We start from the raw sequence: 16674 nt of genomic DNA, 5'->3' as shown, positions 1-16674 counted from the left end.
CATGACCTCAGGTATCGAGGATGTACTGTCGTCGGTAAAACGACTGGTGAGCGAAGACGGTCGCAAAGTGTCGGATACCGATACTGCGGCCGCTCCACGCAAGCCGGGCCGATTGGTCTTGACGGACGCGCTGCGCGTTGGTGACGCGCCAAAATCCGAACCCCTGAAACTGGAACCTAAATACAGTCCCGAGGATTCGGCAAAGCCGATGCTCCTGCGGGCCTGTGATATTGTTCAGCCGGGCGAAGCAGCCAATCACGATGGTGCTGAGGAGGTCGGCGACGAGACCACGTCGGACAACCCGACCGGCAGCCTGAGTGCCAAGATTGAAGCCCTTGAGGCCGCCATCGCGCGAACCGAGGACCAATGGGAGCCGGACGGAGACAGCGACGACGCGTATTCCGGCACGCCCTCGAAGGCGCTGCATTGGATACCTGCGCCCACCTTTGAAGAGGAGGACGCCGAGGATGTGGATGCGCCCTCAGGCGAGGCGGATGCCGCGAAAGAAGAACCGGCGACATTCGTTCGGCATGGGGACACTCCTAAAGCAGACCCAGTTGAAGACGACGCGCCTGAGGAAGCGATCGAGGACGAGATCGGGTTGTCTGCGTCCGAGGAGGAGGCCTTGCGTGAGATGATCGCCGAGGTTGTCCGGTCCGAGCTTCAGGGCGCGTTGGGGGAACGCATCACCCGAAATGTCCGCAAGATGGTCCGGCGTGAGATTCACCGCGCGCTGACCGCCAAAGAGCTGGAATAGAAGCTCAGGCCCGTTGCGGCGTCTGAGCAAGCTCCAGCAGTAGATCCAGATCCATATGCTGTTCAAGATGGTCTGCCAGATCATCCAGCGCCTGTTCGACTCCGTCTTCGTATGCGGTCTCGGAGGTGACATCCAAACCCGACAGGTACTGCGCACGGAAGGCATCGGATGAGAAAATCCCATGCAGATAGCTGCCCAGAATGCGCCCATTGGCACTGGCTGCTCCTTCAGGGCGTCCTTGCACCTCAAGCCAGGCACGTGCGCAATCAGGCCCTTCGGTGCGGCCCATGTGAATCTCGTAGCCGCTGACGGGTTCGCGATTTGGCAGGGCGCAAGCCTCGGTTAGGGTCACGTGTTTCTTGCCCGCCATGACCGTGTCAACGTCCAGTAGCCCTAGGCCCTCAACCGTGCCGGGGCGGCCATCCACGCCTTCGGGGTCTGAGATCGTTTTCCCTAGCATCTGATATCCGCCACACAGACCTAAAACGTGACCACCACGGCGCACATGTGCGTAGAGGTCGATATCCCAGCCCTGCTTCCGGAAATAGGTCAGATCACCGATGGTCGATTTGCTGCCGGGCAACAGCACCAGATCGGCATCACCGGGCAGGGGGCGGCCTGCGGGAATGATCTCGACACTGACGCCGGGCTCAGCCGACAGAGGGTCCAGATCGTCGAAATTGGCCATGCGCTCCAGTTGAGGCACCACAACCTTGCAGGCCCCACCGGTATGAGAGCGGATGTCCATCATATCTTCGGCGGGTAGTTTCCATGCGTCGTGGAACCAGGGCACAACACCCAGGCAAGGCCAGCCGGTCCGTGAGGCGATATCATCGCGCCCTTCATCAAACAGAGATACATCGCCTTTGAAGCGGTTGACGGCAAAGCCACGGATCATCGCCAGATCGCCCTCGTCCAGCACGGCCTGAGTGCCCACGATTTGCGCAATCACACCGCCCCGGTGGATATCGCCAACCAGCACTACTGGAGCCCCGGCCGCGCAGGCGAAACCCATATTGGCGATGTCACCTTTGCGCAGGTTTGTCTCAGCCGGGCTGCCCGCGCCCTCAATCAGGACCAAATCAGCGTCGCCGCACAGCCGGTCAAAGCTTTCGAGCGCGGCCCCCAGCAGTTTGGATTTGTCCTTGCGATAGTCGCCCGCCTTCATGGTTCCGGCACGCTGCCCCTGCACGATGATCTGCGCGCCGGTGTCCGTTTCGGGCTTGAGCAGGACCGGGTTCATATCCGTATGGGTCGGGCGTTTGGCTGCGCGCGCTTGCAAGGCCTGTGCGCGTCCGATTTCACCTCCGTTTTCTGTCACAGCCGCGTTGTTCGACATGTTCTGCGGCTTGAACGGGGCGACCCTCAGACCGCGCCGCGTGAACGCTCGCGCCAACCCGGCAACCAGAACCGATTTGCCGACATTGCTGCCGGTGCCTTGAATCATGATGGCGCGAACCATTGGCGTCTCCTATATGTTGGGGGCAAATGACCTGATTTGACGCCAAAGGGAAAGCCCCAGATGAACACGCCTGCGCATCTTTTGATCGGCGCAGCCGCCTTTGCGCGGCCTGCACGCGGGCGCATCCTTTGGGCGGCTGTGCTGGGGTCGCTGTTGCCGGACCTGTCGCTGTACCTGATGGCGGCGGTGTCTTTGCATATTCTCAACATCCCGCCACATGTGGTGTTCGACGAACTGTATTTTTCACCGCAATGGCAGACGGTTTTCGCCATCGATAACTCGTTCATCCTGTGGGGGCTGGCACTGGCGCTGGGGCTTTGGCGGGGGTGGCGAGTCCTGTCGGTCGCGGCATCGGCAGGGCTATTGCATATAATGATGGATTTCGGGCTGCATGCGGGGGACGGGCGCCCTCATTTCTGGCCACTGAGCGATTGGGTCTTTCACAGCCCGGTCAGCTATTGGGACACGTCGCATCACTCGATTTGGGTTATGCCGGTGTCAATCGCGCTATGCGTCGGCTCTTATGTCGTGCTTTGGAGCAGGGGGCTTTCGTTGTCCGCAAAGCTCTTCTTCGCGCTGCTGCTGGCGGCCGAGATCTGGATCGCACGGCAATGGGTTCTGTTCTTCTAGGCAGAGCCAAAGAAAAACGCGCCCCAAAGTCTGGAGGCGCGATTTTTCGTAGTGAAATCGCCTTGGATCAGGCGGCTTCGGCTTGTTGGGCGGCGTTGCGACGCTCGCTTTCTTCGCGTGACAGGGCGACGGAAGTCCGCACACCACGGCCAACGAAGTCCATCAATCCGCTAACAACCCGCTCATTCGGGTCAATACCCGCGCAGGACAGCACCTCGCGACCATCGCGCGAGCGGGCCCAGCGGGCGATTTGTTCGGGGCCGTTGCCGTATTTCTTGTCATCGGCGATGGCATCATCCAGTGCGGCCAGCACAACAGCCGCGAAAAGTTTACGCGCACGATTGCCTTGCTCATTGTTAAAGGCAGTGCCGTCAACGAAATCTCTCATCTCGTCTTCCTTGTTGTTCTTGCTCTTGCATTTTCGGCGTGACGGTCCTTATGACCTATTAGCTCCGATTCGGATACAGCTAAAATGCATAGTTGCGTTGCGTCATTTGCATGGCTTGCTGCATGTGCAGCACTAGGTGTCGTTGTCTTGTCAGGGATGGTCCTGCCAGATATAGGGACGACAACTGACGCATCAACCGTTTGTGAAGGAATTATGTCATGCCCAAGATCAATGGGAACGAAATTCGCCCCGGCAACGTGCTTGAGCATAATGACGGGCTGTGGGCGGCTGTAAAAGTAGACCATGTAAAGCCCGGTAAAGGCGGCGCTTTTGCACAGGTCGAACTGCGCAACTTGCGCAACGGGTCTAAATTGAACGAGCGGTTCCGGTCGGCGGACAAGGTCGAGCGTGTGCGGCTGGAACAGAAGGATCAGCAGTTCCTGTACGAATCCGACGGCATGCTGGTGTTCATGGATGCCGAGACCTATGAGCAGATCGAACTGCCTGCAGACCTGCTGGGCGAGCGTCGCCCGTTTCTGCAGGACGGCATGACCATCGTGGTCGAGTTTTACGAATCCGAGGCGCTGAACGCCACGCTGCCCCAAAAGGTCACTTGCCAGATCGTCGAGACCGAGCCGGTGGTCAAAGGTCAGACCGCTGCGAACTCGTTCAAACCGGCGGTTCTGGACAATGGCGTCAAGGTTATGGTGCCTCCGTTCATCGGTCAGGACGAGATGATTGTGGTGAACACCGAAACCATGGAATATTCTGAGCGCGCCTGATCGCCGCCCGTATGTATTGAAACAGACCGCGCTAGCCTGCCGCTGCGCGGTCTTTTTATGTGCGGTGGCGATAGCGTGTCGGATCAGGGCCAAACAGCTCTAGCATCAACTCATACTTGATCCGGTTGGCGCTGACTTGCCGGTAAAAGGCGATCAAGAAGGCCGTGGGTCCCTGAATGCGGCCGAGGCCACTGGTGGCGGCCACAACGGTCCCCACATCGGTTTTTCCTTCAAGCACCAGCCAGCCGCCTAGCATCAAAATGCCGACCGTTCCCGCGCCGTTGATCACGCTCAGCAAGAACTTGGCTGAGAGCTTCCACAGGAACATTCGTTTGCGGGTTTCATAGATGTCGTCGAACAGGGCATTGATATCCTGCTCGACCGCGTCAAGATCCTCGGTTGTCAGCTGATCGGTCGCACTGCGCAGGATGCGGACGCGTTCGGCCACGAAGACATTCACTTTGCGCTGCGAGACCAGAACGATGATGATCTGCGGCACGATCATCGAAAAGGCGATCAGGCCCAGCCCCGGCTGCGTGGATGAGATATAGCCGATGACACTGATCAACGTGCCGATCTGGACCACCGGGTCCGAGAATGCGCCGCCTGCGAATTTGCCCAGCTCCTCCGCCTCGGCCGAGATTGCCGTGGTCATGGTGCCCTTGCGCACGCTCTCGCCGGTTTCGTTGATGTCTGAGGACCGCCAAAGCAGGCGTTGGCGGATCAAGCGGATCATGTCCTCGCCCAAAGTACCCGCGCGGTAACCCAGAACCCATTTCAACGCGAGGCTCAGCAGGATCACCCCCATCATGCCAAGACCCAGATAGACCAGGCGTTCTGCGCCCACATCGAGCGAGGTCAGATGGTTGACGATTGCGCGTTGAAACTCCAGCGGAACAGCGGCCAGAGCGGCCACGGCCACCGAGAGTAGGATCAGTAGGATCTGACGCCCGGCGCTTGCGCGCCAAATTGCGGAGTAAAGTCTGAGCATGCGGGTATCCGGTTCATTCGAATAGCCGCACTGTGGCAGGGCGGGGACCGGGGTTCAAAGGGTCAGCGTTGAAACCGCTTTGGCCACGTGCCGATTGAGCAACAAAAAATCAGTCGATCAGACGGATCGTGGCCGCGTCGGCCTGCATGTCACCGGTTGCCCGATCAAAGCGCAGATAGGCGATGGCGTGGCCGCCCGATTGCGTGAACAGGGTGCCCACCGGCTTGCCGTTGGCCTCAATCGCGCTGCCCACAGGGGCTGCCCCGTCGATGGCGACGCGACACAGTCCTTTGCGCAGCTCAGTCTTGTGTTTCATGCGCGCAGTCACCTCTTGACCGACATAGCAGCCCTTTTTGAAGTCGACGCCCTGCAGCGGTTCGAACCGGGATTCGAGGATATAGCTGTCCGGGTGCAATTCGATGCCGGTTTCGGGAATACAATGGCGCACGCGGATTGCGTCCCAATCGGTATCATCATCGCTTTCCGTCGACGCGATGTAAGCCCGCCAGCCCAAGTCAGGATGACGCGGGTCAGGCAGTGCGCCCTCTGGCGCAGGCCCGGTGCCACGATGCAGGTTAAGGCCCGAGGCCTCGATCGCCACATCCGCCCGCAGCTTGTACATGCCTAACCGTTTGATCAGGCCATCCGCCAACGACTCGGCCACATCCAGCAACAAGGCGTCGCCGTCGCGTTTCAGGAAGAAATCGGCCAGGTATTTGCCCTGCGGCGTCAATAGCGCGGCATAGACCAGCCCTGCATCCAGCCCGCTGATGTCATTTGTGATCAGGTCCTGCAAAAAGCTCTCGGTATCCGAGCCGGTCAGGCGCAATATGCGACGGGTTGGCATGGCGTGGTCCTTATCATCTGCCTCGGCCCCGAGATATAGGGAGTTTTGTGGCCGAGACCAGTAGGTTTCGGTGCTTTGACAGGCCTGCACTAGCTGTCTGCCTGCGCTTTGCTAGGGCTGTCAGGCGCTGTATCGGTCACCTCCTGCGGCGCGTCAGGATGCCGCGTTGTCCGCAGCTCGACAATGGATTTCCCCAATCGGAAGGGCGCGGCAAAACTGACAAGACACAGCGCTACGATCTGTAGAACAAGAATGTGGGCGTTGGCCTGCAGATACTCCCATTCATCTTTCAGCTTGCTGACCTGCTCGATCAGCTCATCGTAGCTTTGGGCGAGGATCAGATAGTCTCCGGCAATTGCGGGGACTTTGCGGCGCAAATTGTCGATGGCGGTTTGGGTTTCGTCATCCAGCGAGGTGAAGACCAGAAATTGTTCAATATCGAATGCATCGGCTTTGGCAGCCATCTCCTCCATCTCGTCTTTTTCTTGCCGACCGAACAGGAAATGCAAACCCTGCAGGGGGGCGACCTCGTTTGTGACCGCGATGAAAAGAGGCAGATCGGTATTGCTGGCGGTTGAGGCCGACAGAAACTCGACCTTTTCGCACAAGGCACCGGTGTCGGGGTCATAGGCGGGGTCGCAAAACCGCAACCGGAACCGCGCCGCATCACGGTCAAAAGCCGAGGATGCTGCGTAGGCCACGTCTATCTGCCGATCCAGCTGCGAGCTGTCGGATGTATAAAGCCCCGCTAGAACGGCTACCAGAGCGCCGATCCCGCCGAGGACCACCCAAACCAAATCGGCCAGCTTCCACGCCCTGTGCCCGGCTGGTTTACGAAACAGAAAGCCCGTTCCAACCGATCCGATCAGGAAGAATAGGATCAGCAGAGGCAATTGGTTTTCGGTCACAAAAGTCATGAGACAAGTTTAAGTGGTCCGCCCCCTCACGCAACAGCGATCACGCGCTGTTGTTTCGTCTTTCAGGATGACCATACTGGGCGGAAATAGGTGGGAGGTTTTTATGAAGAAGCATATTGTCCTGATCCACGGCGCGTTTGCCGGCCCTTGGTGTATGGAGGACTACGCTGGTTTTTTCCGTGACCGCGGTTGGACGGTCCACACCCCGGCTCTGCGGTATCACGATGCGGACCCCAAGGCCGAACCTGATCCGGGCCTGACTGACACGAGCGTCATGGACTATGCGGATGATATCGCGGAGTTTGTCGAAGGGCTCGACAGCAAGCCTGTGCTGCTGGGCCACGCCATTGCCGGGGTCGTGGCGCAACAGGTCGCCGCGCGCGGCCTGGCCAGTGCAATCGTGCTGATCAACCCAAACGCCGCCTGGGGCACTCTGCCCGAGACCGACGATGAACGCGCCGTGCCGCGTGCGTTGATGGAGGGTGGGGCCTTCTGGAAGCAGCCCATGCGGGTCGATTTCGATCTCATGGCCCCGTTCGCGCTGAACAAGCTGCCCGAGGCGCAACAACACGCGGTCTTCGATCGGCTTGGTCCGGAAAGCGGGCGGGTGATGTTCGAGATGTTCTTCTGGATGTTCGACGACCACCACGCGATGAAAGTGGATATCGACAAGGTCGAATGCCCCGTGCTGATAGTGTCCGGCACCGAGGACCGGGCCGTGAACCCCAACACCTGCCGCGCCTTAGCGGATCTCTACGGAGACCGTGCGACCTTTTTGCCTGCCGAAAACCACGCACATTTCTTGTTCATGGAACCGGGATGGGAGGGACCAGTCGCGCAGATCGCGGACTGGCTGGATCAAAAGGTGGGGTAGGGCGGCAGGCTCGTTAGTTATTGGTAGAGAATGTACTCTGTGGTCGCCATTTCAGGGTACCGTCGCTGTCGCGGTGGCATCGTAACAGGCGTTCCTGCACGGTGGAAATTGTGTCGGTGACGGTGTTGTCGCCGACCAGCAGGACAAAGGCGTCTTCGGAATAGGCCAAGCCTTCGTAGTAGCAGAACCGGCTCTCGGCCCCATCCGGTATGGGCGATGCAAGGCTAAGCGTTTGCTGCGCGGCGGCGGTCGAGGCCAGTACGGCCAGCGCCAGACCTAGGGTAAGTGTTTTCATGTCGTCCTCCCGTTCGAAACTCTGTTCGTGGTTAGATTGGGTCTTGGACGCTCGGAACCTCAAATGTCGTTCTTGGATGACGGTTTGAGGGTAAGTGTGAACGGGATCAACGGGTTAGGCAAGGGGGTTGCGGTGTGCCGGGCTGAAGCCCGGCCTACGGGGATATCGCTGAGATCGGACGCCGGGATTGTGGTGGTGTAGGATGGGTGTTTACACCCATCTGGAGGCGGGAAATTTGATGGGTTGGAAACCCATCCTACGCTTGCTTCGGGGGGCGAAGATGCCGCGCGTTATCGACTTACATGGGCGAGAAGGATTGCTTGGGAATAGTTAGGCAGACTCACTAAGAGGGCCAAAATAGCTTTCGTAAGCTATGTTCAGCATATTCTGATAGTGAAATGAGGCTTCGTATGAAATCGTGCTGACAGCAATGTTAGGTCGATCGCCAAGCCAGATTGAGAGATCCCCGTCGTGTGTTTTGGATATTGGCGAGAACTCAAGGTGCGCGACTAACCCATCTACGTAAACTCTAGCGAAAGGTACCTGCTTCTCGTTTTTGCCATCTGAACTTGGTTGTAATTTCGTATCAATGATGGGGAATGATTGTGTGCTTCTCCCTTGGTAGACAACTGGATAAGTGACACTGGAAGTTCCAAGCATGAGGTTCTCTGCTTCAAGATGGCATCTCGCGCCATTACCTCAACTTCCTCGGGAAGCTGAAAGTACTTCATATCAGCTATTTGGGAAACACTAGCTCGCCATGCGATACTCCAAAAAAACCTCCAGATGGCTTCCTGATTGATTTTTTTGACGGTACGTAGGCCATGGTCTGGCAGGTACGGGCCAATCGGCTCGAAAACCGGTGGCACGATTCCCCAACCTGACCACACCAATTTCGCTCGTCTCAGTTCCTTTATAGCTACGTCATCGATCGCGCTTAGAATGTCTTCGCCGGCACGTGCCACTAGTGAAGCGTCATACCAACTCGTCCAACGCCTTCTATGGCCTTCACCTTTTGTCGACTGAAGAAGCGGCTCACCGTTTATTGCAGGACGAGTGAAGGCTTGCGGTAAAATATGGCATTTGACGAGCTTGTCGGTCTTCCCAGTGAGGAGGCAGGTGCCGATTTTCTTGTTAGCCACTAAACATCCAACTCTTCCACAAACCGCGCGTTCTCCTGAATATACTGGAACCGCAGTTCGGGTTTTTTGCCCATCAGGCGCTCGACCAGATCGCCGGTTTCGCCGGGTTCGTCCTCGTCGATGGTGACGCGGATCAGTTTGCGGGATGCCGGGTCCATCGTGGTCTCTTTCAGGTCCTTGGCATCCATTTCACCCAGCCCCTTGAAGCGTGAGACGTCGATCTTGCCTTTGCCGCCCAGACCTTTCTCCAGCCATTCGTCACGCTCGGCCTCGTCCAGACAGTAGACGCGTTTCGCGCCTTGGGTCAGACGGTAAAGGGGTGGGCAGGCGAGATACAGGTGACCTGCGTCGATCATTGGCCGCATTTGGGTGAAGAAGAACGTCATCAGCAGCGAGGCGATATGCGCGCCGTCCACATCCGCGTCGGTCATGATGATGATCTTGTCATAGCGCAGGTCGTCGACGTTGAATTTGGTGCCAAGCCCTACACCCAGCGCTTGGGTCAGATCGTTGATCTCGGCATTGGTCCCCAGTTTCGAACTGGCCGCTCCCAGCACGTTCAGGATTTTGCCGCGCAGGGGCAGCAGGGCCTGTGTTTTTCGGTCGCGTCCCATTTTGGCCGATCCGCCCGCCGAGTCGCCTTCGACGATGAATAACTCGGTGCCGTCGCGTGTTGAACTAGAGCAGTCCACCAGCTTGCCGGGGAGACGAAGTTTCTTAGTGGCGGACTTGCGTTGTGTTTCCTTCTCGGCCCGTCGGCGCAGGCGTTCCTCAGCCCTCAGGATGAGAAAGTCGAGGATCGCCCCGGCGGATTTCGTGTCGGCAGCCAGCCAGTTGTCGAAATGGTCCCGGACAGAGTTTTCGACCAGCCGCTGCGCCTCGACCGTGGCCAGACGATCTTTGGTCTGGCCGACGAATTCGGGCTCGCTGATAAAGCACGACACTAATGCACAGCCGCCGGTGATCAGGTCATCGCGGGTGATCTGACCGGCTTTCTTGTTGTTGATCAGTTCCCCATAGGCCTTGATCCCCTTGAGAACCGCGGCCCAGAAACCGGCGACATGGGTGCCGCCTTCGGGCGTGGGAACGGTGTTACAATAGGATTGGATGAACCCGTCGCGCGAAGGTGTCCAATTGATCGCCCATTCGACTTTGCCCGGCGTTCCGAATTTTTCGTTGAAATCCACAGTGCCGGCAAAGGGCTGCTCGGCATAGGTGGAGGAGCCGTTCATCGTCTCCTTCAAATAGTCCGACAGGCCGCCAGGGAAGTGGAAGGTGGCCTCGGTCGGGGTTTCGCCGTCGTCGATGGCCGATTTCCAGCGGATTTCCACACCCGAGAACAGGTAGGCCTTGGAGCGGATGGATTTGAACAGCCGCGCCGGTTTGAACTTGTGATGGCCGAAGATCTCGGCGTCTGCGTGGAAGGTCACGGTCGTGCCGCGCCGGTTCGGGGCCGCACCGACCTTTTCCACTGGACCCAGAGGGATCCCACGCGAGAAACGCTGCTCGAACAGCGTTTTGTCTCGCGCCACCTGCACGACCATCGAATCCGACAGCGCGTTCACTACCGAAGCACCCACACCGTGTAGACCGCCCGAGGTCTGATAGGCCTTGCCCGAGAATTTACCGCCCGCGTGCAGGGTGCATAGGATGACCTCAAGCGCGGATTTGTCCGGGAATTTGGGGTGCGGGTCGATCGGAATGCCACGCCCGTTGTCGCGCACCGTCAGGGCGTAGTCTGCGTGCAGCTCGACCTCGATCCGGTTGGCGTGACCAGCGACCGCCTCGTCCATCGAGTTGTCGAGGATCTCGGCGACCATATGGTGCAAAGCGCGCTCATCCGTGCCGCCGATATACATACCGGGGCGTTTTCGGACCGGTTCCAACCCTTCAAGCACCTCGATCGAGGAGGCGTCGTAGGTGGCGGTCGCGCTGGGCGTCAACAGATCGTCGGGCATCGGTGCTGCTCTTGTTTTTGAGTTTCCCCCATTATGGCAGGTGATGTGGGTCGGGGGAAGAGGGACCCGAGGTCTTGTGGATGGATTGCCTAAATGTCGGCGATTGACATCTTACAAAGACAGCCAAAGCGCCCCATCCCTGTATCCGCCACGCACGGAGTATTCCGGTTGCAAAACCGCGCCAAACTCCTCGGCCCAGTCGCGGAAGCGGTCGTTTGATACGACGATTGCCCCATAATCTTTAGCAACTTGCAGCACCAGGGGGTCGGCGGGCGTGCCGCTGGGGGCCACCATGACGCGATCCTCGGGCAGGTTTAGCAGATCGGCAAGGGCGTTGTGGTGCAGGTAGCGGCCCTTGATCTTGTAGCCCACGTTAGCGTCGAAGACTACGCCGGGCGTTAGACCGGCGCCGGTCAGTCTCTCGACTACTTCTCGCACCGTTTCTATGCGAGGCTCGCCATCCTTCCAATGCATGACATTCGATCCATCGACAACAGCCCAGCTGCGAGGCTTGCGCTTAAGCAATCGTGCCAGGATCAAAAGCGCACTGGCCATGGCGCAAGGGGCAGCTAGCAAAAGCCAATCGGTAGAAATCAGAGAAAGGACGGCAAAGGCAGTAGCGGCGGAGGATAGAAGTAAAGCAAAAATGAGAATACGCACAGTGGCCTCTGGAAATGAACCGCGTCTAGGATGAGGTGTCTGGACGGAGTTCAATCCTTTTGGCATCTGTTTTCAATACCGATTGATTGTTCGCCTCAAATGTAGCCAAGCTGTGTGTGACCTAAAATGTTCAAAGAAAAAGGGGCCTCGTTTCAATGAGCTGGATCAAAACCGTGCCATTTCAGGAAGCGACCGGTAAGCTAAAAAAGTTGTATGACCGGGTGACTGGGCCCGACAATAATGTGGACAACATCATGATGGCGCATTCCCTGCGCCCGCATTCGATGGAAGGCCACATGACGCTGTACAAAAACGTGCTGCATCATTCGGCCAACACGATCCCCAAATGGTTTCTGGAGACGCTCGGTGTTTGGGTCAGTGCGTTGAACACCTGTTCCTATTGCGTCGAGCATCACTTCAACGGTCTGCAACGGCTTCTGGCCGATCCTCCAAGGGGTGATGCGATCCGCGCGGCGATTGAGGCGGGCGACCCGGAGGCCGCGCCTTTGAACGCGGCGCAGATCGCAGCGATGCACCATGCGCGTAAGTTGACCGAGGCGCCCGGCGCCATGGTCGAGGCCGATGTCACAGCCCTGCGCGACGCCGGGTGGGACGACGGAGAAATCCTCGAGATCAATCAGGTCTGCGCATATTTCAACTACGCCAACCGAACGGTTCTAGGCTTGGGCTGTTCGACTAAGGGGGACGTGCTGGGGCTGTCGCCTAGCAACTCGGATAATCCCGATGATTGGGGGCACCGCTAGGTTGGTCATCTCGGAAGCCCCAGTTTTTTCGTCGAAATTCGTCCCAATTTGATCCCAATCAACGCGGGATCTTGCGCTTTTTGCTAGCTCGTTCTCAAGACAAGAACAACAAGAGGACAGCTGAATGGAAACGACCGCCCAGAAGAAACCCGGAGCCGTTAACATCAAGGTAGTGCCGACACCTGCACCCGAACCGGCCGTGCCCAGCGCCGAGAAGATTCGGCACGCGTTCGAAAGCGGGAAGTACCCCTATGGTCGCAAGATGGCACGCAAGCACTACGAGACGCAGAAAGCCAAGTTGCAGGCCGAATTGCTGAAGGTTCAGCATTGGGCTCAGGATACGGGCCAGCGTTTCGTTTTGTTGTTCGAGGGTCGCGACGCTGCGGGCAAGGGCGGTACCATCAAGCGCTTCATGGAACATCTCAACCCGCGTCAGGCGCGTGTCGTCGCGCTCAACAAGCCGACGTGGGAGGAGAAAGGCCAGTGGTATTACCAGCGCTACATTCAGGAGCTGCCCACCGTTGGCGAAATGGTGTTCTACGACCGCTCCTGGTACAACCGTGCCGGCGTTGAGCGGGTGATGGGCTTTTGCGATCCCAACGAGTATCTGGAATTCATGCGTCAAACCCCGGATTTGGAACGGATGCTGGTACGCTCGGGCATCAATCTCTACAAATACTGGTTCTCGGTAACACAGGAAGAACAGCAGCGCCGCTTCAAGAGCCGCGAGACCGACCCACTGAAACAGTGGAAGCTGTCGCCCATCGACAAGGCCAGCTTGGACAAGTGGGACGACTACACTGAGGCGAAAGAGGCGATGTTCTTCTACACCGACACCGCCGATGCGCCATGGACCGTCGTCAAATCCAACGACAAGAAACGCGCGCGCCTGAACTGCATGCGCCATTTCCTGTCGACGCTGGATTATCCGGACAAAGACGTCTCCGTAGTTGATCAGCCTGATCCGCTGATCGTCGGTCAGGCGCATCATGTGATTCACCGCTCGGATCATATTCTCGGAACGGCGCTGCACCCGGACGCCAAATCCAACTAAAACGCAAAGTGGAAAGAAGCCGTTTAGTGCCAACCTGCAACGGCTTCTTCTTTCGGCGGGCTTCCATCTAAAGTCTCACACTGAGTTTTTCTTTTCTGCCTTGATTTTGGGCAGGGCGCGGGCCTATGGCTGGCGAGATGACGAAAGTGATGACATATCCCGCCCATTTCCGGGCGATTGCTGTGCTTGGCCTACCGCTGGTTGGCGGGCATTTGGCGCAGTTCGCAATCGGCCTAACCGATACAGTGATGCTCGGCTGGTACGGGGTTGAGGCCCTGGCCGCAGTGACACTGGCAAGCAGCTACTACTTTGTGTTGTTCCTATTTGGGGCCGGATTTGGCTGGGCCGTTATGCCCATGGTAGCGACGGCCGCCGCGGAAGAGGATGAGACCAGCATCCGCCGCTCGACCCGCATGGGCTTGTGGCTGTCACTGCTCTATGCCGCACTGATGATGCCACTGCTATGGTGGTCCTATCCCATCCTGATTGCCCTGAAACAGGAGCCGCAGGTGGCGCAGACCGCCTCGGAATATCTTCGCGTTGCAGGATGGGGGTTGTTTCCTGCGCTGCTGGTGATGGTGCTGAAGTCCTATCTGGCCGCGTTGGAGCGTACTCAGATCGTGCTATGGATCACCGTGATCGCTGCGGTCGTGAATGGCGTCACGAATTATGCATTGATCTTCGGCAATTGGGGCGCGCCCGAGCTTGGGGTCATGGGGGCAGCAATTGCGTCCGTGGTGACTCAGATCGTATCTCTGGTTGCGGTTGTCATCTATGCGGTTCGGGTGCTGCCGGAACACAGTCTGTTTCAACGCTTCTGGCGTCCGGATTGGGACATGTTTGGCAGGGTTTTGCGGCTGGGCGTTCCGATTGGCCTGACCACACTTGCCGAAGTCACACTGTTTGCGACCTCAGCGATTATGATGGGGTGGCTGGGGCAGGTGCCGCTGGCGGCGCATGGGATTGCCCTCAACCTCGCTTCGGCCACCTTCATGGTGCATCTGGGCCTGTCAAACGCGGCGACCATTCGCGCGGGCAACGCGCTGGGCCGCCGCGACCGCGCGCATCTGGAGCGTGGCGCGATTGCGGTGACGGGGATGTCTCTGGTCGTGTCCGTGCTGACGATCATACTGTTCCTAACCTGTGCCGAGCCTCTGATCTCGCTATTTATGGAGGCCGACAACGCACAGCGCGGCGAGATTTTGGCGATTGGCACCGGCCTTTTGGCCATGGCAGCCCTGTTTCAGCTGGTCGATGGTGCGCAGGTTATCGCGCTGGGCCTGCTGCGCGGTTTGCAGGATGCACAAGTGCCGATGATCATGGCAGCCCTCAGCTATTGGGTGATCGGAATCCCGGCCTCCTACTATTTCGGCTTCGTGCAGGGCATGGACGGAATTGGCGTCTGGATGGGCCTTGTGCTCGGGCTGGCCTTTGCGGCGGTCTTGCTGATGGCGCGGTTCTGGATGCGATCTGTCCGCGAGGTGGGCGTACCGGCCGAGTAACCCTCAGCCGCCTTTCAGCCGATCCGCTTTCTTGCGCACCAGAACCGAGCGCAAATCGTGCATCGCCATCAACAGCCGGCCGGTTACCTCTTCAAGCTGTTCCTCCGAGGCTTTGGACTGCGCCCATTGCGTGGTCAGGTTCAGGTAGTCGACGGCCCGGTGAATATCGTCAATATCGCGCTGGGCCAGCAGGGCCTTGCGCGCATCCATCCATCGGGCGATCTCGGCCTTGTCGGCCTCGGTCAGGCTGCGTTGACCATGTGGCTTGACCTCTCCGTTGCGGATATTGATGACCGCGATCTGATCCATCTCGATCCGCTGCTGCCGATTCTCGGTGTCGATCCTGAACACCACGGCCCCGTTTTCTCGGACACGGAAATAATACTCTGGCAGCTCTGCGGTCATGCGTGGCTCCGGCTTAGGTCAAAGAGGCACAGAAACGCTGGATACGCGTGCAGGCTTCGGTCAAGGCCTCATCCGAGGTTGCGTAGCTCACTCGGAAGTTCGGCGACAGGCCAAAGGCTGCACCGAAGACGACGGCAACGTCATGTTCTTCTAATAGGGCGGTAGCAAAGGCTTCATCCGAGTCGATCACCGTGCCTAGCGGCGTGGTCTTGCCAATCAGCCCCGCGATGGAGGGGTAGACATAAAACGCGCCTTCAGGCGTCGGGCAGGTGATTCCCTCGTTGGCGTTCAACATGCCGACGACCAGATCGCGGCGGCGTTTGAATGTCTCATTGTTGGGGGCCAGAAAGTCCTGCGTGCCGTTCAACGCCTCTACCGCTGCCCATTGGCTGACCGAGCAAGGGTTCGACGTAGACTGGGACTGGATCTTGCGCATAGCGGCAATGATCTCGACCGGACCGGCGGCATAGCCGATCCGCCAGCCGGTCATCGCATAAGCCTTGGAGACGCCATTGCAGGTCAGCGTGCGATCATAGAGGCCAGGCTCAACCTCGGCCGGCGTGCAGAACTCGAACCCGTCATAGGCAAGGTGTTCATACATATCGTCCGACATGATCCAGACATGCGGGTGGCGCATCAGAACGTCGGTCAGCGCTTTCAAATCGTCCCTGCTATAGCCCGCGCCTGTGGGATTCGAGGGCGAGTTGAAGATGAACCATTTGGTCTTGGGTGTGATCGCGGCTTCAAGCTGCTCGGGCGTCAATTTGAAGCTGTTTTCCAAAGTGGTCTCGACCACAACAGGCGTTCCGCCCGCCAGCAGGACCATATCGGGATAGCTGACCCAATAAGGCGCAGGGATAAGAACCTCATCACCTTCATTCATCGTCGCCATCAACGCGTTATATAGCGTCTGCTTACCGCCTGTTCCAACCGAGATCTGCGCGGGTGTGTAGTCCAGCCCATGATCGCGTTTCATCTTGGCGCAAGCCGCCTGTTTCAGCTCGGCAATGCCATCGGGCGCTGTATATTTCGTCTTGCCCGCAGCAATGGCCGCAACGGCTGCATCCTTGATGTTTTGCGGCGTATCGAAATCCGGCTCACCCGCGCTGAGGGCGATGATATCGCGCCCGGCGGCTTTCAACTCGGCTGCTTTTGCGGTCATCGCAACGGTCGGAGAGGGTTTTACGCGTGACAATGTCGCAGACAGGAAACTCATGAGCGGCCTCGGTTTGTATGTTCAACCTGT

18 protein-coding genes are annotated in these 16674 nt (G+C 58.4%); 7 read left to right on the top strand and 11 right to left on the bottom strand.

From position 1 onward, the window contains the following. Nucleotide 1 precedes the first annotated feature (1 nt). Entirely contained in the window at nucleotides 2-757 is a 756-nt protein-coding gene (locus tag ACRZ95_RS03465; protein WP_480554514.1) for a hypothetical protein, read from the top strand. Nucleotides 758-761: 4 nt separating this feature from the next. Here the strand turns inward: ACRZ95_RS03465 and ACRZ95_RS03460 are convergent, their stop codons facing one another. After that, complete coding sequence (locus ACRZ95_RS03460; RefSeq protein WP_170676592.1) at nucleotides 762-2219, bottom strand: cobyric acid synthase; 1458 nt, start codon at nucleotides 2217-2219, stop codon at nucleotides 762-764. Between the two features lie 60 nt (nucleotides 2220-2279). Here ACRZ95_RS03460 and ACRZ95_RS03455 point away from each other — a divergent pair, with 60 nt between their 5' ends. Next, nucleotides 2280-2849: a cobalamin biosynthesis protein CobQ gene (locus ACRZ95_RS03455; RefSeq protein WP_170676590.1), complete on the top strand. Its 570-nt coding sequence runs from the start codon at nucleotides 2280-2282 to the stop codon at nucleotides 2847-2849. A 67-nt stretch (nucleotides 2850-2916) separates the two neighbouring features. On the opposite strand, the gene ACRZ95_RS03450 is transcribed toward ACRZ95_RS03455, so the two are convergent. Continuing rightward, a complete protein-coding gene (locus ACRZ95_RS03450; protein ID WP_108785849.1) occupies nucleotides 2917-3237 on the bottom strand; it encodes a DUF6280 family protein in 321 nt (106 codons plus the stop codon). 218 nt (nucleotides 3238-3455) lie between these two features. Here ACRZ95_RS03450 and efp point away from each other — a divergent pair, with 218 nt between their 5' ends. Beyond that, nucleotides 3456-4019 carry an elongation factor P gene (efp, locus tag ACRZ95_RS03445; RefSeq protein WP_170459112.1) on the top strand — a complete coding sequence of 188 codons (564 nt, stop codon included), beginning with the start codon at nucleotides 3456-3458 and terminating at the stop codon, nucleotides 4017-4019. A 55-nt stretch (nucleotides 4020-4074) separates the two neighbouring features. On the opposite strand, the gene ACRZ95_RS03440 is transcribed toward efp, so the two are convergent. The 3 genes from ACRZ95_RS03440 to ACRZ95_RS03430 form a co-directional block, all read right to left on the bottom strand. Then, entirely contained in the window at nucleotides 4075-5010 is a 936-nt protein-coding gene (locus ACRZ95_RS03440; protein ID WP_170639490.1) for an ABC transporter transmembrane domain-containing protein, read from the bottom strand. 109 nt (nucleotides 5011-5119) lie between these two features. Next, on the bottom strand, nucleotides 5120-5857 hold the full coding sequence (gene ygfZ, locus ACRZ95_RS03435; protein WP_170676588.1) for a CAF17-like 4Fe-4S cluster assembly/insertion protein YgfZ: 738 nt from the start codon (nucleotides 5855-5857) through the stop codon (nucleotides 5120-5122). 89 nt (nucleotides 5858-5946) lie between these two features. Next, a complete protein-coding gene (locus ACRZ95_RS03430) occupies nucleotides 5947-6774 on the bottom strand; it encodes a hypothetical protein (RefSeq protein WP_480554511.1) in 828 nt (275 codons plus the stop codon). A gap of 103 nt (nucleotides 6775-6877) precedes the next feature. Between ACRZ95_RS03430 and ACRZ95_RS03425 the strand changes: the two genes are divergently transcribed. Next, nucleotides 6878-7648, top strand: a complete 771-nt coding sequence (locus ACRZ95_RS03425) for an alpha/beta fold hydrolase (RefSeq protein WP_170676587.1) — start codon at nucleotides 6878-6880, stop codon at nucleotides 7646-7648. Between the two features lie 13 nt (nucleotides 7649-7661). Here the strand turns inward: ACRZ95_RS03425 and ACRZ95_RS03420 are convergent, their stop codons facing one another. From ACRZ95_RS03420 to ACRZ95_RS03405, 4 genes are all read right to left on the bottom strand, one after another. Then, nucleotides 7662-7943: a DUF1496 domain-containing protein gene (locus ACRZ95_RS03420; protein WP_170676585.1), complete on the bottom strand. Its 282-nt coding sequence runs from the start codon at nucleotides 7941-7943 to the stop codon at nucleotides 7662-7664. 518 nt (nucleotides 7944-8461) lie between these two features. Continuing rightward, nucleotides 8462-9085, bottom strand: a complete 624-nt coding sequence (locus ACRZ95_RS03415; RefSeq protein WP_480554509.1) for a hypothetical protein — start codon at nucleotides 9083-9085, stop codon at nucleotides 8462-8464. Continuing rightward, nucleotides 9085-11043: a DNA topoisomerase IV subunit B gene (gene parE, locus ACRZ95_RS03410; protein ID WP_170676583.1), complete on the bottom strand. Its 1959-nt coding sequence runs from the start codon at nucleotides 11041-11043 to the stop codon at nucleotides 9085-9087. The genes ACRZ95_RS03415 and parE overlap by 1 nt, the downstream gene beginning before the upstream one ends. Before the next feature lie 111 nt (nucleotides 11044-11154). Beyond that, entirely contained in the window at nucleotides 11155-11703 is a 549-nt protein-coding gene (locus ACRZ95_RS03405) for an NYN domain-containing protein (protein ID WP_480554507.1), read from the bottom strand. Nucleotides 11704-11858: 155 nt separating this feature from the next. On the opposite strand from ACRZ95_RS03405, the gene ACRZ95_RS03400 reads away from it, so the two are divergent. From ACRZ95_RS03400 to ACRZ95_RS03390, 3 genes are all read left to right on the top strand, one after another. Beyond that, nucleotides 11859-12467: a peroxidase-related enzyme gene (locus ACRZ95_RS03400; RefSeq protein WP_170676579.1), complete on the top strand. Its 609-nt coding sequence runs from the start codon at nucleotides 11859-11861 to the stop codon at nucleotides 12465-12467. 124 nt (nucleotides 12468-12591) lie between these two features. Next, nucleotides 12592-13521 carry a polyphosphate kinase 2 gene (ppk2, locus tag ACRZ95_RS03395; protein ID WP_170676577.1) on the top strand — a complete coding sequence of 310 codons (930 nt, stop codon included), beginning with the start codon at nucleotides 12592-12594 and terminating at the stop codon, nucleotides 13519-13521. Between the two features lie 137 nt (nucleotides 13522-13658). Further along, nucleotides 13659-15023 carry an MATE family efflux transporter gene (locus ACRZ95_RS03390; RefSeq protein ID WP_170676714.1) on the top strand — a complete coding sequence of 455 codons (1365 nt, stop codon included), beginning with the start codon at nucleotides 13659-13661 and terminating at the stop codon, nucleotides 15021-15023. A 3-nt stretch (nucleotides 15024-15026) separates the two neighbouring features. Here ACRZ95_RS03390 and ACRZ95_RS03385 read toward each other — a convergent pair whose 3' ends face one another. Both ACRZ95_RS03385 and ACRZ95_RS03380 read right to left on the bottom strand, forming a co-directional pair. Then, nucleotides 15027-15428, bottom strand: coding sequence for a hypothetical protein (locus ACRZ95_RS03385; RefSeq protein ID WP_170676575.1), 402 nt, complete (start codon nucleotides 15426-15428; stop codon nucleotides 15027-15029). Nucleotides 15429-15441: 13 nt separating this feature from the next. Further along, on the bottom strand, nucleotides 15442-16644 hold the full coding sequence (locus tag ACRZ95_RS03380) for a pyridoxal phosphate-dependent aminotransferase (protein ID WP_170676573.1): 1203 nt from the start codon (nucleotides 16642-16644) through the stop codon (nucleotides 15442-15444). Nucleotides 16645-16674: the final 30 nt, after the last annotated feature.

The sequence above is a fragment of the Ruegeria sp. AI3 genome, assembly GCF_056541245.1.
This window is presented reverse-complemented; position numbering and strand designations above follow the sequence as displayed.

What these genes read in the sequence shown, in the direction of transcription:
- ACRZ95_RS03380 (WP_170676573.1), bottom strand. Translation starts at nt 16,644, where the DNA reads ATGAGTTTCCTGTCTGCGACATTGTCACGCGTAAAACCCTCTCCGACC.
- parE (WP_170676583.1), bottom strand. Translation starts at nt 11,043, where the DNA reads ATGCCCGACGATCTGTTGACGCCCAGCGCGACCGCCACCTACGACGCC.
- ACRZ95_RS03455 (WP_170676590.1), top strand. Translation starts at nt 2,280, where the DNA reads ATGAACACGCCTGCGCATCTTTTGATCGGCGCAGCCGCCTTTGCGCGG.
- ACRZ95_RS03390 (WP_170676714.1), top strand. Translation starts at nt 13,659, where the DNA reads ATGACGAAAGTGATGACATATCCCGCCCATTTCCGGGCGATTGCTGTG.
- ACRZ95_RS03400 (WP_170676579.1), top strand. Translation starts at nt 11,859, where the DNA reads ATGAGCTGGATCAAAACCGTGCCATTTCAGGAAGCGACCGGTAAGCTA.
- ACRZ95_RS03460 (WP_170676592.1), bottom strand. Translation starts at nt 2,219, where the DNA reads ATGGTTCGCGCCATCATGATTCAAGGCACCGGCAGCAATGTCGGCAAA.
- ACRZ95_RS03465 (WP_480554514.1), top strand. Translation starts at nt 2, where the DNA reads ATGACCTCAGGTATCGAGGATGTACTGTCGTCGGTAAAACGACTGGTG.
- ACRZ95_RS03385 (WP_170676575.1), bottom strand. Translation starts at nt 15,428, where the DNA reads ATGACCGCAGAGCTGCCAGAGTATTATTTCCGTGTCCGAGAAAACGGG.
- ygfZ (WP_170676588.1), bottom strand. Translation starts at nt 5,857, where the DNA reads ATGCCAACCCGTCGCATATTGCGCCTGACCGGCTCGGATACCGAGAGC.
- ACRZ95_RS03440 (WP_170639490.1), bottom strand. Translation starts at nt 5,010, where the DNA reads ATGCTCAGACTTTACTCCGCAATTTGGCGCGCAAGCGCCGGGCGTCAG.
- ACRZ95_RS03425 (WP_170676587.1), top strand. Translation starts at nt 6,878, where the DNA reads ATGAAGAAGCATATTGTCCTGATCCACGGCGCGTTTGCCGGCCCTTGG.
- ACRZ95_RS03430 (WP_480554511.1), bottom strand. Translation starts at nt 6,774, where the DNA reads ATGACTTTTGTGACCGAAAACCAATTGCCTCTGCTGATCCTATTCTTC.
- ppk2 (WP_170676577.1), top strand. Translation starts at nt 12,592, where the DNA reads ATGGAAACGACCGCCCAGAAGAAACCCGGAGCCGTTAACATCAAGGTA.
- ACRZ95_RS03450 (WP_108785849.1), bottom strand. Translation starts at nt 3,237, where the DNA reads ATGAGAGATTTCGTTGACGGCACTGCCTTTAACAATGAGCAAGGCAAT.
- ACRZ95_RS03420 (WP_170676585.1), bottom strand. Translation starts at nt 7,943, where the DNA reads ATGAAAACACTTACCCTAGGTCTGGCGCTGGCCGTACTGGCCTCGACC.
- efp (WP_170459112.1), top strand. Translation starts at nt 3,456, where the DNA reads ATGCCCAAGATCAATGGGAACGAAATTCGCCCCGGCAACGTGCTTGAG.